Annotated in this window: 15 protein-coding genes; 5 read left to right on the top strand and 10 right to left on the bottom strand. The window is 42.0% G+C overall.

Translation table 11 applies throughout. The features are described from left to right. Window positions 1-128: 128 nt before the first annotated feature. The 5 genes from A4G17_RS10320 to fdnG all read right to left on the bottom strand — a co-directional run bounded on the left by A4G17_RS10320 (window position 129) and on the right by fdnG (window position 8,624). A complete protein-coding gene (locus A4G17_RS10320; protein WP_165894274.1) occupies window positions 129-1,793 on the bottom strand; it encodes a restriction endonuclease subunit S in 1,665 nt (554 codons plus the stop codon). Further along, window positions 1,786-3,705, bottom strand: a complete 1,920-nt coding sequence (locus A4G17_RS09005) for an HsdM family class I SAM-dependent methyltransferase (protein WP_123955921.1) — start codon at window positions 3,703-3,705, stop codon at window positions 1,786-1,788. The genes A4G17_RS10320 and A4G17_RS09005 overlap by 8 nt, the downstream gene beginning before the upstream one ends. Before the next feature lie 276 nt (window positions 3,706-3,981). Further along, window positions 3,982-4,659 (bottom strand): formate dehydrogenase subunit gamma, encoded by a 678-nt coding sequence (locus A4G17_RS09010; RefSeq protein ID WP_123955920.1) that lies wholly within the window; start codon window positions 4,657-4,659, stop codon window positions 3,982-3,984. Beyond that, a complete protein-coding gene (fdxH, locus tag A4G17_RS09015; RefSeq protein ID WP_123955919.1) occupies window positions 4,652-5,557 on the bottom strand; it encodes a formate dehydrogenase subunit beta in 906 nt (301 codons plus the stop codon). Before fdxH ends, A4G17_RS09010 begins: the two co-directional genes overlap by 8 nt. A gap of 1 nt (window position 5,558) precedes the next feature. Continuing rightward, window positions 5,559-8,624, bottom strand: coding sequence for a formate dehydrogenase-N subunit alpha (gene fdnG / locus A4G17_RS09020; RefSeq protein WP_148087021.1), 3,066 nt, complete (start codon window positions 8,622-8,624; stop codon window positions 5,559-5,561). Between the two features lie 217 nt (window positions 8,625-8,841). On the opposite strand from fdnG, the gene fdhD reads away from it, so the two are divergent. Then, window positions 8,842-9,612, top strand: a complete 771-nt coding sequence (fdhD, locus tag A4G17_RS09025) for a formate dehydrogenase accessory sulfurtransferase FdhD (RefSeq protein ID WP_236941047.1) — start codon at window positions 8,842-8,844, stop codon at window positions 9,610-9,612. 153 nt (window positions 9,613-9,765) lie between these two features. Further along, window positions 9,766-12,372, top strand: a complete 2,607-nt coding sequence (locus A4G17_RS09030; RefSeq protein WP_236941007.1) for a TonB-dependent receptor domain-containing protein — start codon at window positions 9,766-9,768, stop codon at window positions 12,370-12,372. A gap of 50 nt (window positions 12,373-12,422) precedes the next feature. Here A4G17_RS09030 and A4G17_RS09035 read toward each other — a convergent pair whose 3' ends face one another. After that, window positions 12,423-13,046, bottom strand: a complete 624-nt coding sequence (locus A4G17_RS09035) for a TIGR01621 family pseudouridine synthase (protein ID WP_123955915.1) — start codon at window positions 13,044-13,046, stop codon at window positions 12,423-12,425. A gap of 48 nt (window positions 13,047-13,094) precedes the next feature. Between A4G17_RS09035 and A4G17_RS09040 the strand changes: the two genes are divergently transcribed. After that, window positions 13,095-13,718 (top strand): histidine phosphatase family protein, encoded by a 624-nt coding sequence (locus A4G17_RS09040; RefSeq protein WP_123955914.1) that lies wholly within the window; start codon window positions 13,095-13,097, stop codon window positions 13,716-13,718. Window positions 13,719-13,754: 36 nt separating this feature from the next. On the opposite strand, the gene A4G17_RS09045 is transcribed toward A4G17_RS09040, so the two are convergent. The 4 genes from A4G17_RS09045 to argF form a co-directional block, all read right to left on the bottom strand. Continuing rightward, entirely contained in the window at window positions 13,755-14,033 is a 279-nt protein-coding gene (locus A4G17_RS09045) for a DUF1294 domain-containing protein (protein ID WP_123955913.1), read from the bottom strand. Between the two features lie 66 nt (window positions 14,034-14,099). Beyond that, on the bottom strand, window positions 14,100-15,362 hold the full coding sequence (gene glyA / locus A4G17_RS09050) for a serine hydroxymethyltransferase (protein ID WP_123955912.1): 1,263 nt from the start codon (window positions 15,360-15,362) through the stop codon (window positions 14,100-14,102). Between the two features lie 186 nt (window positions 15,363-15,548). Further along, on the bottom strand, window positions 15,549-15,998 hold the full coding sequence (locus A4G17_RS09055; protein ID WP_123955911.1) for a hypothetical protein: 450 nt from the start codon (window positions 15,996-15,998) through the stop codon (window positions 15,549-15,551). Window positions 15,999-16,030: 32 nt separating this feature from the next. Then, window positions 16,031-17,041, bottom strand: a complete 1,011-nt coding sequence (gene argF / locus A4G17_RS09060) for an ornithine carbamoyltransferase (RefSeq protein WP_123955910.1) — start codon at window positions 17,039-17,041, stop codon at window positions 16,031-16,033. A 178-nt stretch (window positions 17,042-17,219) separates the two neighbouring features. On the opposite strand from argF, the gene rhlB reads away from it, so the two are divergent. After that, complete coding sequence (gene rhlB, locus A4G17_RS09065; protein WP_123955909.1) at window positions 17,220-18,458, top strand: ATP-dependent RNA helicase RhlB; 1,239 nt, start codon at window positions 17,220-17,222, stop codon at window positions 18,456-18,458. Window positions 18,459-18,529: 71 nt separating this feature from the next. Beyond that, window positions 18,530-18,895: a hypothetical protein gene (locus A4G17_RS09070; RefSeq protein ID WP_123955908.1), complete on the top strand. Its 366-nt coding sequence runs from the start codon at window positions 18,530-18,532 to the stop codon at window positions 18,893-18,895. The last annotated feature ends 24 nt before the right edge of the window (window positions 18,896-18,919 follow it).

The raw sequence follows: 18,919 nt of genomic DNA on the forward strand, positions 1-18,919 counted from the left end.
ATAGCGTATTATTACATAAATGTGAACAAAAGGGAGCTCTCAATCCCTTTTATTGTGCGACTAACGTAGTTTACTCAACTCACTCACCCTTTCGACAACATCATAAGCTAAATCGGGTTGTTGTTCGGTTAGTATTTGGCATCAAAATAAGCCAACAACCTCATCACTTGGGTAAGTTCCTTTTGCATCATCATTTTTTCAATGAATTCAAAATGGATTTCACCTTGTGGAGTAGTCGGAAGCAAGATTTTTTGTTTTTTCAGCCGCTCTGTTCCCATTTTATAACCGTAACCATATTTTTCTTTTTGTTTCAAAATACACGCAGTTATAAATAAGGATACGTATTTATTTGTATATTTAGGTCTGAGTTTTCTTGTGTCATTCCCATATAAGGCTGCATATGGGTGATAGAATGCATAACCAACAGAACCGTTACGATTAACTGAAATACAACCTTTTTCAATTGTGGTATTGATATTTTTAACAAAATAACCAATACCGTTATTATTTGCTGTAGCCGTAATATAAGGTGTATTTCCTGCTACACGCTCTCGCTCGTAAATATCCTGCCCCGAATTTATTTCACAAACATCACTAATTTTAAACGGTTTCCAAGTTACACTATCTACCGTTCGTTCGTTCGTTCGTTCGTTCGTTCGTTCGTTCGTTCGTTCGTTCGTTCGTTCGTTCGTTCGTTCGTTCGTTCGTTCGTTCGTTCGTTCGTTCGTTCGTTCGTCAAAAATTGTCGGCTTGCCGTAATAGGACAGCAAGGCTTTTACTTTATCCTGCTCGATTTTTCGCATAAAGGCTTCCATAAATGCCCAATCGGGATTGCCGTTTTGGTCGATTGGAAGCATTATTTTTTCACGCTTAATTCGCTTGTCATTGATTTCACGGTTAAATGAATACTTGTCTTCCAACCGTTTGATGATGCTGGATAAAAATAAATAAACGTATTTGTTCTTATTTTTCAATTGCAAACTAGTAACGTGATCACTGGCAACAAATTCATAATGATGAAAGAATGTTGAACCGACACTACCGCTATTTGCCAAGGTAAGGCAATTTTCAAATTTTCTCACACCGTCTGAATTATCTATAAAATTATCTACACCATTATTCACAGCAGTGGATGATACATAAGGGATAGAGCCGTCAATTTGTTTGTTCTTAGTTAAACGCTTTCCTCGTTGCACTTTGTGAAAAATATCGGAAAAATTAAATGCTTTCCACGCACGATCTTTCAATTCACCACTGGCAATCATCAATTCAAGGGCTTGATTACTTAGCATATCTGTAATCTCCCTGAGTTTTGACAGCTCTTTTTGCTTGATAAAGTCTTCCATAAAAGCCCAATCTGGCTGACTGGCAAGATTGTCGCCCATATGTCGAACTATTGGCAACATTATTTTTTGTTCTTTTATTCTTTCTGTAAAAGCCTTTCTGCCAAAAGCATATTTATCTTTATTTGATACAATTAAGGTTGTTATAAATTTAGCATTGTATTTTGTAAGTAATGAATTTCCTAAAATAGTCATCTCATCACTAGCCGTGAAAATTCCTTCCGCATAGAATGCATCGCAAAAAGTTGATACTACAATTTTATTTTGATCTAAAAATAAGGGATTACTAATCAACTGAGTCATACCATTATTAGAATTACTTGCTGAATAGTAAGGAATTTTTCCTATCTGACGATCTTTTTCAATTAATCTCTTACCCCTAGAAACAGAAAAAATTTCTCCAATTTTAAACGCCCGCCATTCTCTATCCGTCAATTTCAATTCATGCATTATTTTCTCCTTGTTCCAATCCGAACAAATAGCCTCGCCCGTGGGTAATCATATTGACTTCAAAGGTAAGATAGTCAGCAATGGTTTTCTCAAAATCCGCTTCGGTGGGGATTTCATCGTTGAAATAGTAAAAGGAATGCAGCCATTCGTCTTCTGCTTCAATGGTTGTGGTAACGCAAAATTTGGTTTCGGCTTCTATGCGGTCGAACCATACGTCGAGCAAATGGTTTTTCTTGTCTTTTGCCGATTCGGTTTCCACCAAACCGCGATGTTTTTGTACTTCGAAACCGTCATTTTCAAAATTGATGAATTTGACCGATTTGTCTTTATCGTGCGGTACGCCTGCGGTAAATACGGCAATGCATGGGTTTGTGCCAACCCCGTAGAAGGTATTTTTGTTCAGGGTAATCACGCCTTCGAGCGTATGGCATTTTAAGATGTTGTTTTTGATTGCCTGTTCTTCTTTGGTTTTACCCGTCATCGACGATTGCGGCACAATCACGATGACTTTGCCGTCTTCGGAAATAGAATCCAGCAAATGTTCGGTAAAGGCGATTTCATACAAATTCGGATTGGCTTTCGAACCTTGCGAATAGGGCGGATTCATCATGCCCACGCTAAATCCCTTTTTCTGCCATTGCGCCGGATTTTGTTTTAAGAAATCCTCCTGCTCCAAATTGCTTTTGCCGTCGCCGCGCAAAATCATATTGGTGGTCGCGATAGTAAACATATAGGGTTGCAGTTCGATGCCGTGTAACTGATGCTTGCGGATATTGCGTTTTTGGTTTTCGCTATCGGCTTGTTTTAGCATATGGTGCATGGCGGCAATCAAAAATCCTGCCGTGCCGCAACACGGATCGAACACGCTGTCGTCAGGTGACAAATCGACCAAATCACAAAATAATTCCACAATATGTTTGGGTGTTAAAACGATACCGAGCGTTTGCCCGTCGCCGCCCGAATAAGACATAAATTCACCGTAGAACCGCCCCAAATAATCCTCTGCGGATTGGGTATATTTGATGTTTTTGTAAATGTGTTCGTATAAAAATTCAGTGTAATGCTTAATCGGCGTTTTACCCAAATTGTTATTGACTTCATTAATGGCTTTAGTGTCTTTAATTACCAAAAACTGACTGAGCAACTTATCTTTTTTGACTTGCGGGGAGACTTTAGCTCGATCGAGATTGTCTTTAATTGCCGTATAAATCTTTTCACCGTCCGTTTTAACTTCATCACCGGTCAAACTGTCAATGGAGAAATTTTTATACTCCATTTCGCGCAGGGCAAGTAAGATTCCTGATACGATCAGGGGTTTGTCTTTATCTTGAATACTGCCGTAATTACGCAAATCTTCGTGCAACGCCTTAGCATCACTTAAAATTTCAGCAGTCGTTTTTTCTTCGGGAGTCTCTTCTTTAAGAATATTTTTAATATAGTATTCATCAATATTCTTTGATGTGAATAAGGTGAATGTTTCCACGTCGTCAAGCTGCTTGTAATTGCCACGCTCATCCACAAAGAGCGGGGTGATTTTATGGCGTTTTTCGTCACCGGATACGCCAATGGCAATGATTTTCTTGTAGTTTGTATGCTTTGCCAAATGTAGACCGTAATGCAATGCGCCATTTACGGCAAAATCCTGCACACTGCCGACATCATCACAAATCAGTCCTTTATCGTTTAATTTTAAATGATTTGCGGTATCGGCTTTATCCTCCACCACAATCAAAAAATCTTTCACTAGACCACAGTATTCAGGGCGACCAACTTTACCTGTTTTAGATTTAGACGCCGTTTTTAAGGCATTGTCAATTTCAACAATATCGCTGCCTTGTGTGGATAATTTCAACCCTGCGATTTTGAGTAAATCATAGACCCACAGGTCGGTTTGAGTTTCGTTTTTAGCCATCGTGTGTTTCTCATTAGAGCTTGAATTTTTAGAATAAAAAAGTTTTGGATTATAACCAAAACAGCGACAAAAAGCTGATAAACAAGAATAAAATCCCAGAAGAAGCCGAACATCTCACAATGCTTAGTGAAATCATTTTGAGACTCTGATTTTGTATAATTGTTATGTAACATCATAATACTAATATTATGCAAAAAATCGTGAAAATCCGACCGCTTGCAAGAAAAAGTAGAAAACAAAAGGGGCGAAAATTTCGCCCCTTTTGTTTATGTGTCATTACACTTTATTTTGCTTTTCAGCTAGCTCTTTTTCAAGTTCAGGCAATACTTCTTCACGATACCAGCGAGGGTGGTGTTTTTTCGCCCAACGGACAGTTACCCAACCTTCAACCATACCGCGGATTGAACCTTTCACCCAAAATGCCATGTAGATGTGCACCATAATCCCAGTAAAGAGCAAAAATGCACAGGCAGAATGGAATAAGATTGCAATACGAATGACTGGAATTGAGAAATTATGAGCGAAATATTGACGCCACATAATGATCCCTGTAATCAATAAGGTGAACATGGCTAAAATCAATGTCCAGAACAGCATTTTCTGACCAAGGTTATATTTGCCATTGTCAGAAACCGCATGTTCATTGCCTTTTAACACCTCATGAATGTTTTTCAACCATACCCAGTCGTTTTTCTCTGGGAAGTTATGACGCCAATAGATGCGAACCAAATTCAAGAACGCAACAAACATCACAATACCAGTGAATGGGTGAACTAGCCGAGCTAATTGTGGTGTGCCAAGAACTTGCACTAACCATGAGAAATCAGGGAAGAAAAATGCCAACCCTGAAAGCCCTGTGATAAAGAAACAAAGCACCAATGTCCAATGGCTTAGACGTGCTGGTAATTTGTGGCGAACAATGCGTTGATCGTCGCTGATCTTGATATTACTCATTGTTGCCCCCTTTGTGTTCTTCTTCATGATGGTCATCTAGCTCTTCCGTATTCGGACCAAAAGTAATGTAGTGAGCTGCCGCACTTAATGCCAAGCCTCCCATTGCCACCGCAGCTACTGGTTTGAGCACATCTTTCCAAAGCGTAATGGTTGGATCAATTTTCGGATCTTTCGGTAAGCCTGAGTAGAGTTCAGGTTTATCTGCGTGGTGCAATACATACATCACGTGTGTACCACCAACACCTTGTGGATCATACAAGCCCGCATTTTCGTAGCCACGAGATTTGAGATCTTCAATGCGTTTTTCGGCATAGACTTTCATTTCTTCTTTGCTACCAAAGCGAATTGCTCCTGTTGGACAAGTTTTCACGCACGCAGGTTCTTGCCCTACATTAACACGGTCAGAACAGAGCGTACATTTATAAGCACGATGATCTTCTTCGTTAATGCGTGGAATGTTGAATGGACAACCTGCAATACAGTAACCACAACCGATACATTTATCGGATTGGAAATCCACAATACCGTTAGCATACTGAATAATCGCACCTGGAGCAGGACACGACTTCAAGCAGCCAGGTTCCGCACAGTGCATACAGCCATCTTTACGGATCAGCCATTCTAAGCGGTCGTTTTCTTCCACTTCGTTGAACTTCATCACCGTCCACGCTTTTGCGTTAAGATCGATTGGATTATCATACACGCCCACACAAGCTTCAGGCTCTGCACGAATATCATTCCATTCAGAACAGCCCACCTGACAGGCTTTACAACCGATACAGGTGGTTACATCGATCAATTTCGCCACTTCAACTTGATGATCTCTCGCATGTGGCGGTGGTGTTAGCCCCGACGTTGCAGAGGCTTTAATGATATTTTGAGATTGAACTACACCCATTTTATGCCCCCACTTTTTCGATATTAACTAACATACATTTTGACTCTGGAGTTTGCGTATTCGCATCACCAGCACGAACCGTTAAATTATTGGCAAAGAAACCTTTTTTCGCCCCTGTGGTTGCAGCAAAGCCCCAGTGAATTGGGATACCCACAGTATGAATTGGCTTGCCATCCGACACTAATGCACGAATACGTTTGGTTACTACGGCAACAGCTTTGATGTAGCCACGTTTAGAGCTCACTTTCACCACATCGCCATGCTTAATGCCTTTTTCTGCCGCTAATGCTTCGCCGATTTCCACAAATTGTTCTGGTTGAGCAATCACATTTAACAACACATTCTTCGTCCAATAGTGGAAGTGTTCTGTTAAACGATATGTTGTTGCCACATAAGGGAAATCTGCTGCTGTACCTAAATCTGCTTTATCGCTTGGTAAGATGCGAGCTACAGGGCTTTGTACCACATTTGGATGCAGTGGGTTAGTTCCGATTGGGGTTTCCATTGGTTCATAATGCTCTGGGAATGGACCATCTGCCATACGCTCACGCACGAACAAGCCACTCACGCCTTCAGGCTGCATGATAAATGGTAGAGTTGGACTATTTGGAGGTGCAGTACCGAAGTCAGCAACGTCTACATAGTTCCAGTTCCTACCGTTCCATTTCACTAATTGGCGTTTCGGGTTAAACGGATTACCTGCTAAGTCCGCACTTGCACGGTTATAAAGCACACGACGGTTCAACGGCCATGCAAATGCCCAACCTAGTGTATTACCCAAGTTTGACGGATCGGAGTTATCACGGTTCGCCATCTGGTTGCCTTTTTCCGTCCATTGACCAGTATAGATCCAGCACGCACCGGAAGTAGTACCGTCATCACGCATTTGGGCGAAACTTGACAGCAACTGACCTTTTTTCAAGATGATATTGCCATTGGCATCTTTGAGATCTTCCAATGCATAACCGTTGTTCTCTTTAGCCACTTCTTCCGCTTTTGGCTCAAGTGGGTTTGCATAATCCCACATCATCGCTTCTAGCGGCTCAAGAGGTGCTTTTCCACCTTCTGATTTATATAAATGAATCAGTTCAGCACGCAATTCAGATAGAATTTCACCATCCGTTTTTGCTTCACCCGGCGGCTCTGCCCCTTTCCAGTGCCATTGTAACCAACGACCTGAGTTGGCAATCGAGCCATCTTCTTCAACGAAACAAGTAGTTGGTAAACGGAATACTTCCGTTTGAATCTCTTCGGTTTTGACATCATTAAATTCGCCATGATTTTTCCAGAACTCTGATGTATCCGTAATCAATGGGTCAAAAATGACTAAATATTTCAAGTTACTTAAGGCTTTGATGATTTTCTGTGAGTTTGCATACGAGGCAACTGGGTTCATCCCTTGGCAGAAGAAACCATTCACCTTGCCTTGGTACATATCTTCAATATAAGTGAATTGATCCACTTGTTTTTTCGGATATTTCGGCAAATAGTGGAAGCCAAATTCATTCTCTTTAGTTGCTTTATCACCATAGAATGATTTGAGCATACTCACCATAAATTTTGGTGTATTCGCCCAATAGTTGACTTGATCAGCTAACAATTTCTTCGGTGTAATACGACCTAAGAATTTTTCTAAGCTTGTATCTGCCTCCGTAGGCAAACCGATATACGCAGGTAAACGGTTAGGGAATAGACCTAAATCAGTGATGCCTTGTACATTCGAGTGTCCACGTAGTGCATTTACCCCACCGCCAGATACCCCGATGTTACCCAGAAGAAGCTGAATCATCGCCATGGTACGAATATTTTGAGATCCAACTGTATGTTGAGTCCAGCCTAATGCATACATAAAAGTGGCGGCTTTATCCGGAGCCGATGTTTTCGCAATTTCTTCACAGAAAATTTGGAAATCTTTTTGTGGTGTACCCGTAATACGCTCAACCATTTCTGGGGTATAACGCTCAACGTGTTCACGTAATAAATTGATGACACAACGTGGATCTTGAAGGGTTAAATCACGTTTAGCATTACCATCTTCGTCAAATTGATACGCCCATGTTGAACGATCATATTTACGCATCGTGTCGTCATAACCAGAGAACAAACCTTCATCAAATTTGAAGTCTGGATTTACTAAGAATGAGGCATTGGTATAGTGTTTAACATATTCGTGCTGAATTTTGTCATTTTTCAACAAATAACGGATGACGCCAGACAAGAATGCAATGTCTGTACCTGCACGAAGCGGCATATAGATATCTGCAACCGCAGCAGTTCGGTTGAAGCGTGGATCAACTACCATTAGCTTCGCACCGTTTTGCTTTTTGGCTTCAATCGCCCAACGGAACCCAACAGGGTGAGCTTCCGCAGCATTACCGCCCATTACGATGACGAGATCGGCGTTTTTAATATCAACCCAGTGATTTGTCATCGCACCGCGACCAAATGTTGGAGCAAGACTTGCTACCGTTGGTCCGTGTCAGATACTCGCTTGGTTGTCTGTGAAAACGATACCGAGAGAACGCACGAATTTTTGAGTTAAAATTCCGGTTTCGTTACTACATGCAGAACCCGCTAAAAATCCCGATGTCATCCAACGGTTTACAGGCTCGCCTACTGCGTTTTTCTCTTCAAAGTTCGCATCACGGTCATCTTTCATATGGCGAGCGATACGAGAAACCGCTTCATGCCAAGAAATACGTTTCCACTCTTTTGAACCTGGTTCACGCACTTCTGGATACATTACACGACGGTCGCTGTTTACATAATCCAACGCCCCCGCCCCTTTCGGACATAATGCACCACGGCTGACTGGGTGATCAGGATCCCCTTCAATGTGGATTAACTTACCTTTTGAATTCATTGCTCCGTCACCTAGGCTGTATAACAACATTCCACAGCCTACGGCACAGTATGTACAGGTATTACGCGTTTCAAGAGTGCGTAATAATTTATAGTCTCTCGGAGCCGCTAACGCCGTTGCGGGTGCAAAACCCAACATCGCCGCTGACGTTCCCGCCATACCACCTGCACAGATCTTGAAGAACTTCCTTCTATTGACCTGCATAATCACTCCTAAATCACTTTTTGTGATTGTTTAACGAAAATCCAAATTTCACCAAATAACATCTTTAATCCTTGTGATAAGATACTATTCAATAAAATCCAACCAAAAATTATCAGATACATGATACATTTTTTTAACAAAACAAACTACTTTATAAACAGTATTTTAAGGAAAAATCGTGAACTTCTTCACAAAATTTGATGTAGATCACCTCCGTATTGAGAATGGTTCTCTCTACCTTGAAAAAAAGCAAGATCAGCTTATTCGCGAAGTCCCCGTGGCACTCGTTTATAACGGCATTTCTCACACCGTAATGATGTGTACACCAAATAATTTGGAGGATTTCGCTCTGGGCTTTTCTCTTGCAGAAAATATTCTTAGCAATAAATCAGAACTCTTTGGCTTAGAAATCGTGGAAAGTTGTAACGGCATTGAAGTGCAAATGGAAATCAGTAGTCGTCAATTTATGGCACTGAAAGAAAAACGTCGCTCAATGGCAGGAAGAACAGGCTGCGGCATTTGTGGGGTAGAACAGCTTGAACAAGTGCAGCAAAGTTGCAAAAATGTTGTCCGATCTGACCGCTTGCAAGAAGTAAACCCACTGATCTTAAACCACTGCTTAACCCAACTCGAAAATGCTCAACAACTCGCCAAACAAACAGGGGCCAGCCACGCTGCAGCGTTCTTCTCACCCGACGGCAAATTACTCGCCATTCGAGAAGATGTGGGCAGACATGTTGCACTCGACAAACTTCTCGGCTGGTACGCCAAAGCAGGATCACCTCTCGGCTTTGTGTTTGTGACCAGCCGAGCCAGTTTTGAGATGGTGCAAAAATGCCTCGCTTGTGGCATTGAAATGCTTTGTGCGATTTCAGCGACCACTGAGCTTGCAGTAACTATTGCTCAACAACATCATTTCACCCTACTCGCCTTCACTCGTCATCATAAAACGACCATTTACTCAGGTGAGCATCGTCTACATTGGTAAAACTGTCCCTTTAAATGACCGCTTGTAAGCGGTCATTTTTTATCTCTTGCGACTCAATAACCACAATTTTTTTATTGACTTATTGCAATTTCTTGCCTTTTTGTCTATCTTATCACCCTTTTTATTTTATGGTTATTTATTGGAGACTTACCTTTGAAAACGCAAGAAAAATTGCTTCCTGCTATGTTACTGCTTAGTAGCATAGTCGCAATGGCTGAAGAGACTGCCGTTCAATTAGATGAAATTTCCGTTACTGCAAACAGTGCCACATTAGCGGGCTCTGCGGTTGGGGCTTATCAAAAAATTAGCGATACTGTCGTACAAAAAGAAAAGCTGAAAACCCAATCCGCTACCCTAGGTAATGCACTCGCAGGCGAATTAGGGGTGCATAGTAATCCCTTTGGTGGTGGGTCAAGTGCACCCATTATTCGGGGACAAGAAGGGGCTAGAATTAAAATTCTACAAAACGGTTTAGATGTGGTTGATATGTCTACCATCTCACCAGATCATGCGGTTGCTGCAGATACCTTGCTCGCTCAGCAAGTTGAGTTAGTTCGTGGTGCATCTACGCTACGTTATTCCACAAGCTCTCCCGCTGGAGTTCTCAATGTTGTGGATAATCGTATTCCAACTGCCTTACCTGAAAAAGGCTATGAGGGCGAGCTCAATACGCGTTTTGATACCGCAAGTAAAGAAAAAGTCGCAACATTAGGTATTACAACAAAACTAAGTGATCATATTGCTCTACGTTTAGAAGGATTAGCACGTAATTCAGATAACTATCGTGTACGGCAATTTAACGTCGGTGAAAAACTCAATTATGTACCTGATACTTATAATAAATCCCAAGTTGGAACCGTTGGACTATCGTGGATTGAAGATAAAGGCTACTTGGGGGTATCGTATAGTTATCGAAAAGATAAGTATGGCTTACCTGGACATAACCATAAATTTGACGATTGTAAAGGGCATCTGATTGACATACGGGAACATTCTCCTATTGCTCGCAGTTACTTAATTCCTTATCCTCACTTAGCGGAAGATTCCGATGTCATCTCTTTTCCACATTTTGATGGATGTACTTCAGATCACGGTAATGATCCCTCGCATAGCCATGACCACCCATACGGTCAAGATCATGTCCATAGCCCAGGCGAACTTGGACCTTGGGTTAAATTGAAATCACGTCGATTTGATTTACGCGGAGAAATCAAAACCGCATTTGCTGGTATTGAAAAAATTCGAGCGAGTTTTTCGTATGCTGACTATCACCATGATGAAATAGATGCGGGTAAAGCTGGTATTTCTCGTTTCGATACCGATTATTGGAAAGAACGACAAAACCAAAGAGCATTGCAAAATGCAGGTAAGGCTGCCGGTATCTTTGATAATCAAACCTATAATGGAAAACTAGAATTTGTCCATAAACCACTAGGTAATCTCACCGGTGTGTGGGGAGTACAATATAGTGATTCTAAAACGAGTGTCGAATCGACCACAAATAAAGCGATTAATCTCCGTTATCCGCTCGTTCCTAATACCAATAAAGTCGCAAGCGTATTTGCTATTGAAAACTATGTGCTCGGCGATTTTATTTTCGAAGTGGGAGCTCGATTAGATAAACAACGAATTCCAATTAAATATGATCAACGTTGGCTAAATACCTATGTAAAAAAAGACGATGCAAAGCCTGATCTATCGACTTACAAACAGCAAGCGTTCTCCTATCTAGGTTCTGCAGAATGGCTTTTTCACGATAATTATCGTTTAGCCTTCACCGCCTCACATAATGAACGCTTACCTACACCAATGGAGCTTTATTACCAAGGTAAACACCTAGCAACAAATTCATTTGAGTATGGGAATAAAAACCTACGCAAAGAGCAATCTAATAACGCTGAAGTCGCTTTTGCCTATAATAGCGAACATTGGGATTATCGTCTCAGTGCTTACCACAACCGTTTTAAAAACTATATTTATAACGAAGATCTGTTCCGAGATGGTAATTTATTTATGCGACGTTATACGCAATCAGAAGCTCAATTTAACGGCTTAGAAGGTGAAGTTAGCTTTAAGCCTACAGACGAATATAAAGTAACCATTTTTGGTGATTATGTTCGAGGCAAACTATATAACTTAAAACCAAAGTATCGTCGTACATTATATGAATATGCTGTGCAATACGAAGATGGTTTTCTCACCTATAAAGCCACCCCTAAAGGTGAAGAGGTTATCGGCATTACGCAGCGAGACGCACCTCGTGTGCCTCCAACACGGTTAGGTTTCCGTTTTAATGGCCAGTTTACCTCTCATTTTTCTGGCTTCATTGAATATACTTATGCCTTTGCACAAAATAAAACAGCTCAGTCCGTTGCTGTTCGTGAGCCTAAACCCCTCAAACATGATGATTTTGAAGAGGATGAACTTCTCGAAGGAATTGACTTAAATAAATACAACCCACTAAATATTGAGATTGTTGATGAGGATGAATTTAAGGATGTGGTAAAAGATATTCGTTTACAAGAAAAAAATGCGGAATTACCGATTACTCGCCAATATATTCGCGAGGACAAAACAGCCGCTTATCACCTACTCAATTTAGGTATCAATTACCAACGCCAATGGCGGAACTTGGAATATAATATCAACTTAAGTGCCAATAATATTTTGAATCAAAAAATTTATACGCACACCTCGTTCTTACCTTATGTACCACAAATGGGACGGAATTTTGTCCTTGGGCTTGGTGTAAAATTCTAAGACAAACTGACCGCTTGCCAGCCAACAAGCGGTCAGTTTCTCCCATTTTTTTACCTTTTCACATCCCAATCTTGCCCCGTTGGCTCAACTGAAACGGATATTGGCTCACCATCATAGATAAAATCGAGTTGATAGGCATGCAAATACAATCGATCCGCCGCTTCTCCACGATAAAGCTGATCCCCTAAAATTGGACTGCCGAGACTTTTCATTGCTACTCTTAATTGATGTGTCTTACCTGTTTTCGGTTGTAGAATAAACTGGCGTAACTTCGGCGCAATAGCATAAGATATAAACTGAGTAATCGCAGGGTGATGACGCGTTTGACACAATTTCCATGCCCCATTACGGCTTTTCACCATATCCCCGATAATACTTCCCTGCTTCTTCTTTGGTTTTTGGGTTGAGATTGCCCAGTAAGTTTTTTGAATTTGATGTGCTTCAAAAAGACGATAAAAGGTCGCTGCAGCTGTTTTATTTAAGGCTAGAATCAACAAACCCGAGGTAAGTTTATCTAAGCGATGCACTAACCATACTTGGTCAACGCCAAGTTGCTTTGCAAGTTTTTCGGTTAAACCAACCGCTTGTTCATCTCGATGCACACTCACACCAGCAGGTTTATTGATAATGACAAAATCCGTATGACGGTAAATAATCGGAAATTGATGATCCATTTGTTATACTCTCACTATATTGTCGTTCACATCATATAGGAAAGCAAAATGGCATTACAGCTTTATTTAATTCGACATGGTCGCACAGAATGGAATGAAAAAGGTTTACTACAAGGCTGGGGAGATTCACCACTCACTGAACAAGGTATTTCTGCGGCTAAACGTACCGGCGAGGCTTTATACAACGTCGCGTTTTCCGCTTGTTATTCAAGCGAATTAAAACGTGCTCAGGATACCGCAAATTACATTATCCATGGTCGAGAGATTCCCCATTTTCATCATCAAGGGCTAAATGAGTTGAATTTTGGTCTTTGGGAAGGTAAAGCGATTGCCGAACTCCAAAGTCATCCTGAATATCAGCTACTTGCAAACCGGCCTAGAGATTATCAAGCCATTGAAAGCCAAGGAGAAACTGTCGAACAATTGTATCATCGGGTCCATCATGCCTTTTGGGAAATTGCCAACCGCCACCAACAAGACGGACAAGTTTTAATCGTTGCTCACGGTTTAACCCTCACTTTACTTACCGCTATTCTCAATGGCGTGGAATGGTATGATTTCCGCAATCCTGAAAAACACCGTTTTGTGTCCAACACCTCAATCAACATTGTGGAAGTGGAACATGGCAAAGCGAAGTTGCTAGAATTGAATAATCGGGCCCATTTAGACTGATTTGCAAAACGCTGCGAGAAACTGACCGCTTGTCTCCTACCGAGAATATAGCCAAAAAACGAATAATGGTAAGAACATCAACCAAATCAAGGTAGCCACAATCACTGCAGTGTGAAATTTCCAATTCTTCGTTTTGTGGCGAGTCCATTTCATTGCACCATAAGTCCCCAAAAAACCGCCCACTAAGCAGATAAAGAGCAAGTTCGATTCAGGAATTCGCCACGTTTTTTGGATTGCTCGCTGTTTATCTGCATACATCAAATAAGCACTGACAATATTGATAATCAAAAAATAGCTGGCGATAACGTCTGCCATGATGTATTCCTATAAAAGAAAGTCCCCTTTTTTCAAAGGGGACCATTAGAGTTTAACATGATTTAATTATGGATAAACCGGTAAGCGTTTGCAGATGTCTAGCACTTTCGCTTTAGTTGCTGCAATCACTTCTGCTTCGTTCTCTTTACCTACGCTGTCTAATACATCACACATCCAGCCTGCGAGTTCTGCGACTTCTGCTTCTTTAAAGCCACGACGCGTCACAGAAGGCGTACCGACACGAATACCTGAGGTGATGAACGGTTTTTGTGGATCGTTTGGCACCGCGTTTTTGTTTACCGTGATGTTCGCTTTGCCAAGGGCAGCGTCTGCTGCTTTACCGGTTAAGCCGTGGCTGACTAAATCGACTAAGAACAAGTGGTTTTCTGTGCCATTTGACACCACGTTATAGCCACGTTGTTTAAACACGTCAACCATTGCTTTGGCATTTTTGATCACTTGTTTTTGGTATTCTTTGTACTCTGGCTCAAGGGCTTCTTTGAAGCAGACTGCTTTCGCTGCGATCACATGCACTAATGGACCACCTTGATTAGCAGGGAACACCGAGCTTTGTAGTTTTTTGTAGAGTTCTTCATCTTTCGCACTAGAAAGAATTAAACCACCACGTGGACCGCCTAAGGTTTTGTGAGTCGTTGTGGTCACAACGTGAGCGTGTGGCAGTGGGCTTGGGTAAACACCTGCCGCGATTAATCCCGCAACGTGTGCCATATCCACAAATAAATAAGCCCCTACTTCGTCGGCGATTTCACGCATTTTCGCCCAATCGACTACTTGAGAATACGCAGAAAAGCCCCCTACGATCATTTTTGGTTTGCACTCTAATGCTTTTTGGCGGATATCTTCATAATCTAACACGCCTTCATCCGTAATGCCGTACTGTACGGCATTGTAAATTTTGCCTGAAAAGCTCACGCTTGCACCATGGGTTAAGTGTCCACCATGAGCGAGACTCATCCCCAAAATGGTGTCGTGTGGTTGTAATAATGCACCATAAACAGCGGCATTGGCTTGTGAGCCTGAGTGTGGTTGCACGTTTACATAATCTGCACCGAATAATTCTTTGGCACGATCAATCGCTAATTGCTCAACGATATCAGCATATTCACAACCACCGTAGTAACGTTTACCAGGGTAGCCTTCCGCATATTTGTTGGTAAATTGTGAACCTTGGGCCTCCATCACACGAGGGCTTGCATAGTTTTCTGAAGCAATTAATTCAATATGCTCTTCTTGGCGTCGATTTTCGTCTTGGATCGCTTGCCATAATACGGGATCGTAATCTGCGATATTCATATCACGTCTTAACATTGGGGTACTCCTATTAAATCGTTAAGTAATCGTTTGCGTAAGTGAAAAACCGTGTCATTCTACGCATTTTTGTGGAAGCACGATAGCATTTTTTAACAAAAATTTAAAGTGAACAGCAAGCGGTCAGTTCCACCTAAAATTTTGCAAATTTTGGATCGGAACTGACCGCTTGTCGCTGGTTCTCGCTTAGAAAAGACGGCTAACAAGTAAACCGATGATAAATCCGACAACCAAGGTAAACACTACGCTCAACATAAAAGCACGTTTTGCACTTTTCACAAAAAAGGCCGGCTTTGCAACAGCAGGATAAAGGGCGGCGAAAAAGGCTCCCATCGCCCAAAAGAGATAGATGATTAATAGCCAGCCACCAGTATCATCGATCAACCACAGGGTTATCATTAAACCGAAGGAGGCGAGTACGCCACCAATCACGGCAGCACTTCGCACAAAGAGATAAGGCAGCCAAGACAAGACAAACGGAATCAATACGCCAAGTGAATTTTCAAAGGTATACCGCAGACGCTCTTCGATCGCCATCTCGGGTGGCCATACTAAATAATTCGAGGCAATCACAATCACTGTTGTAATCAGTGTCATGCTAACTGCAACTATTGTGGCCCATTGTTTTTCTGTCATAATGTTCTCCGTTTCAGCAAACTTATGAAAAACTATTCACCTAAGGTCGCGACCATCACCGCTTTGATCGTATGCATACGATTTTCCGCTTCGTCAAACACGATGGAAGCGTCGCTTTCAAACACCTCATCGGTGACTTCTAATCCGTTCATTCCATATTTGGCGGCGATGTCTTTGCCAACAGTGGTTTGATCGTCGTGGAACGCTGGCAAACAGTGTAAAAACTTCACGTTTGGATTGCCCGTCAGCTTCATCAATTCGGCATTGACTTGATACGGTTTCATCAAATTGATACGAGCTTCCCACGCACTTTCTGGCTCGCCCATTGAGACCCACACGTCCGTATAGACGAAATCAACGTCTTTCACGCCTTCGGCAACGTTTTCGGTGCAAGTGATTTTCGCCCCGCTCTTCGCAGCGGTTTCAGCAACTTCCTCTAACAATGTTTGCTCTGGGAAGAATGGTTTTGGGGCCACCAAACGCAGATCGAGGCCCATTAACGCTGCCCCTTCCACGAAAGAATTGCCCATGTTATTGCGAGCATCACCCAAATATGCGAGTTTGATTTGGTTCAGAGGCTTGTCGCTATGTTCGATCATCGTTAAGAAATCCGCCAAAATTTGCGTTGGGTGAAATTCATCCGTTAAACCGTTCCACACTGGCACGCCTGAATAATCCGCCAAAATTTCAACTAACTCTTGACCAAAGCCACGATATTGAATGCCGTCATACATTCGCCCAAGCACACGAGCGGTGTCTTTCATACTTTCTTTATGCCCAATTTGCGAACCGCTTGGCCCGATATAGCTGACATTCGCTCCTTGGTCAAATGCCGCCACTTCAAAAGCACAACGGGTGCGAGTTGAACTCTTTTCAAAAATTAAGGCAATATTTTTGCCTTTCATCGTCTGTTTTTCCGTTTTTGCTTTTTTATCCGCTTTTAATTTCGCTGATAAATCAAGTAGATACTGAATTTCCTCGGGACTGAAATCCATTAAACGTAAAAAATGGCGATCTTTAAGATTGAGGGTGTTTGCTGACATAGCGGCTCCAATGAATAACGTTATGATTGAAATGCAAAAAGGATTCTACTCAAAAACCGCCTTTTATGGTATCTTTCCGCTGTTTTTATCCTAAAAAGATCGACTTACAAGCGGTCAGATTCTCTGAACATTTTGCAAAAAAACATCAAAATCTGACCGCTTGTTAAAGGAGCTAACGATGTCGAAACATCTTACTGAACAACGTTTTATTGATTTCCCCCTGTGCGACCAAGTATTAGCGGCACTAGATAGCAAAGGGTTTGAATTTTGCACTCCCATTCAAGCCAAAACACTGCCTTTCACCCTAGCAGGACAAGACATTGCAGGACAAGCCCAAACGGGAACAGGCAAAACTCTCGCATTTTTGGTGGCGATGTTCCACCATCTTTATAAAAACCCGATTCCAACGAAATCTCATCAGCCTCGAGCCTTAATTCTTGCCCCCACTCGTGAACTGGCGGTGCAAATCGCGTCTGATGCCTCCATTTTCTTAGATCATACCGAATTTAAACTCGCCCTTGCCTACGGCGGCGATGGCTATGACAAGCAGCTGCAAGCGATTGAAAAAGGTGTCGATGTGTTAGTCGGTACGACAGGACGAGTGATTGATTATGTCAAACAAGGGGTGATCAATTTAGACCACATTCAGGTGATCGTCCTTGATGAAGCAGATCGGATGTTCGATCTTGGCTTTATCAAAGATATTCGTTATCTGATGCGGAAATCACCGAAACCCGAAGCACGGCTGACGATGCTCTTCTCTGCGACTCTTTCTCATCGTGTACGAGAGTTGGCGTTTGAAGATATGCACAATGCGGAATATGTGGAAATTGAGCCACTACAACGCACTGGACACCGCATTAAAGAAGAACTTTTTTATCCGTCTAACGAAGACAAAATGGCATTGTTGCTGACGTTAATGGAAGAAGAATGGCCAGACCGTTGCATTGTGTTTGCCAATACCAAGCACAAATGCGAAGAAATTTGGAGTTATTTGAGTGCCGATGGGCATCGTGTCGGCTTGCTGACGGGCGATATTCCACAGAAAAAACGCTTGGCGTTGCTCGACAGCTTCACCCAAGGCGATTTGGATATTTTAGTCGCCACCGATGTTGCTGCTCGTGGTTTGCATATTGCCGATGTGACTCATGTGTTTAACTACGATTTACCTGATGATCGTGAAGACTATGTCCACCGCATTGGACGCACAGGCCGTGCGGGCGAAAGCGGCTCCTCCATCAGTTTTGCTTGCGAACGTTATGCTATGAATTTACCTGCCATTGAAGAATATATCGGGCATCAAATTCCAGTCAGCCAATATGACAGTGAGGCGTTATTGCCATTACCCAAACCGGCTCGCAGTCATAACAGCAATAAATTGCGTTCGCCATACAATTCTCGTAAGCGTAGTCGTTAAATAGCAAGACAAGCGGTAAGATTCCCCTTGTCATTTACCGCTTCTTTTTCGTCTCACTCTATAAGGAAATAATGAAATTTATTACCACAGCAATCGTTGTCGCAAGTATGCTCACGGTACTTTCAGGTTGTCGTTCAAATAATCTCTACGCCATATCAAACCAAGCTGAAAACATACCACATCCAACGCTAAGACCAACGGCACAAGCAAAGACTAAACGTCTTAATACGATCCAATGTCACGATCTTGATGATTGGTATTTAGACGGTTATCGGGTAGGCAAATCTTTCGCCCACGAAAAACATCAAATGCTACAACAGCGAATGCATTTTTGTCAGTTTTCAAAGCTGCCACAACAGTTTGCCATGAATTGGGAGCGAGGTTTTCATGTCGGTCATCATCAAAACAAAAATATTCGCAAGAATCGCAAAATTTAAACCTAATCTGACCGCTTGCGGTAA

The organism is Frederiksenia canicola, from assembly GCF_011455495.1.
Taxonomy (GTDB): Bacteria; Pseudomonadota; Gammaproteobacteria; order Enterobacterales; family Pasteurellaceae; genus Frederiksenia; species Frederiksenia canicola.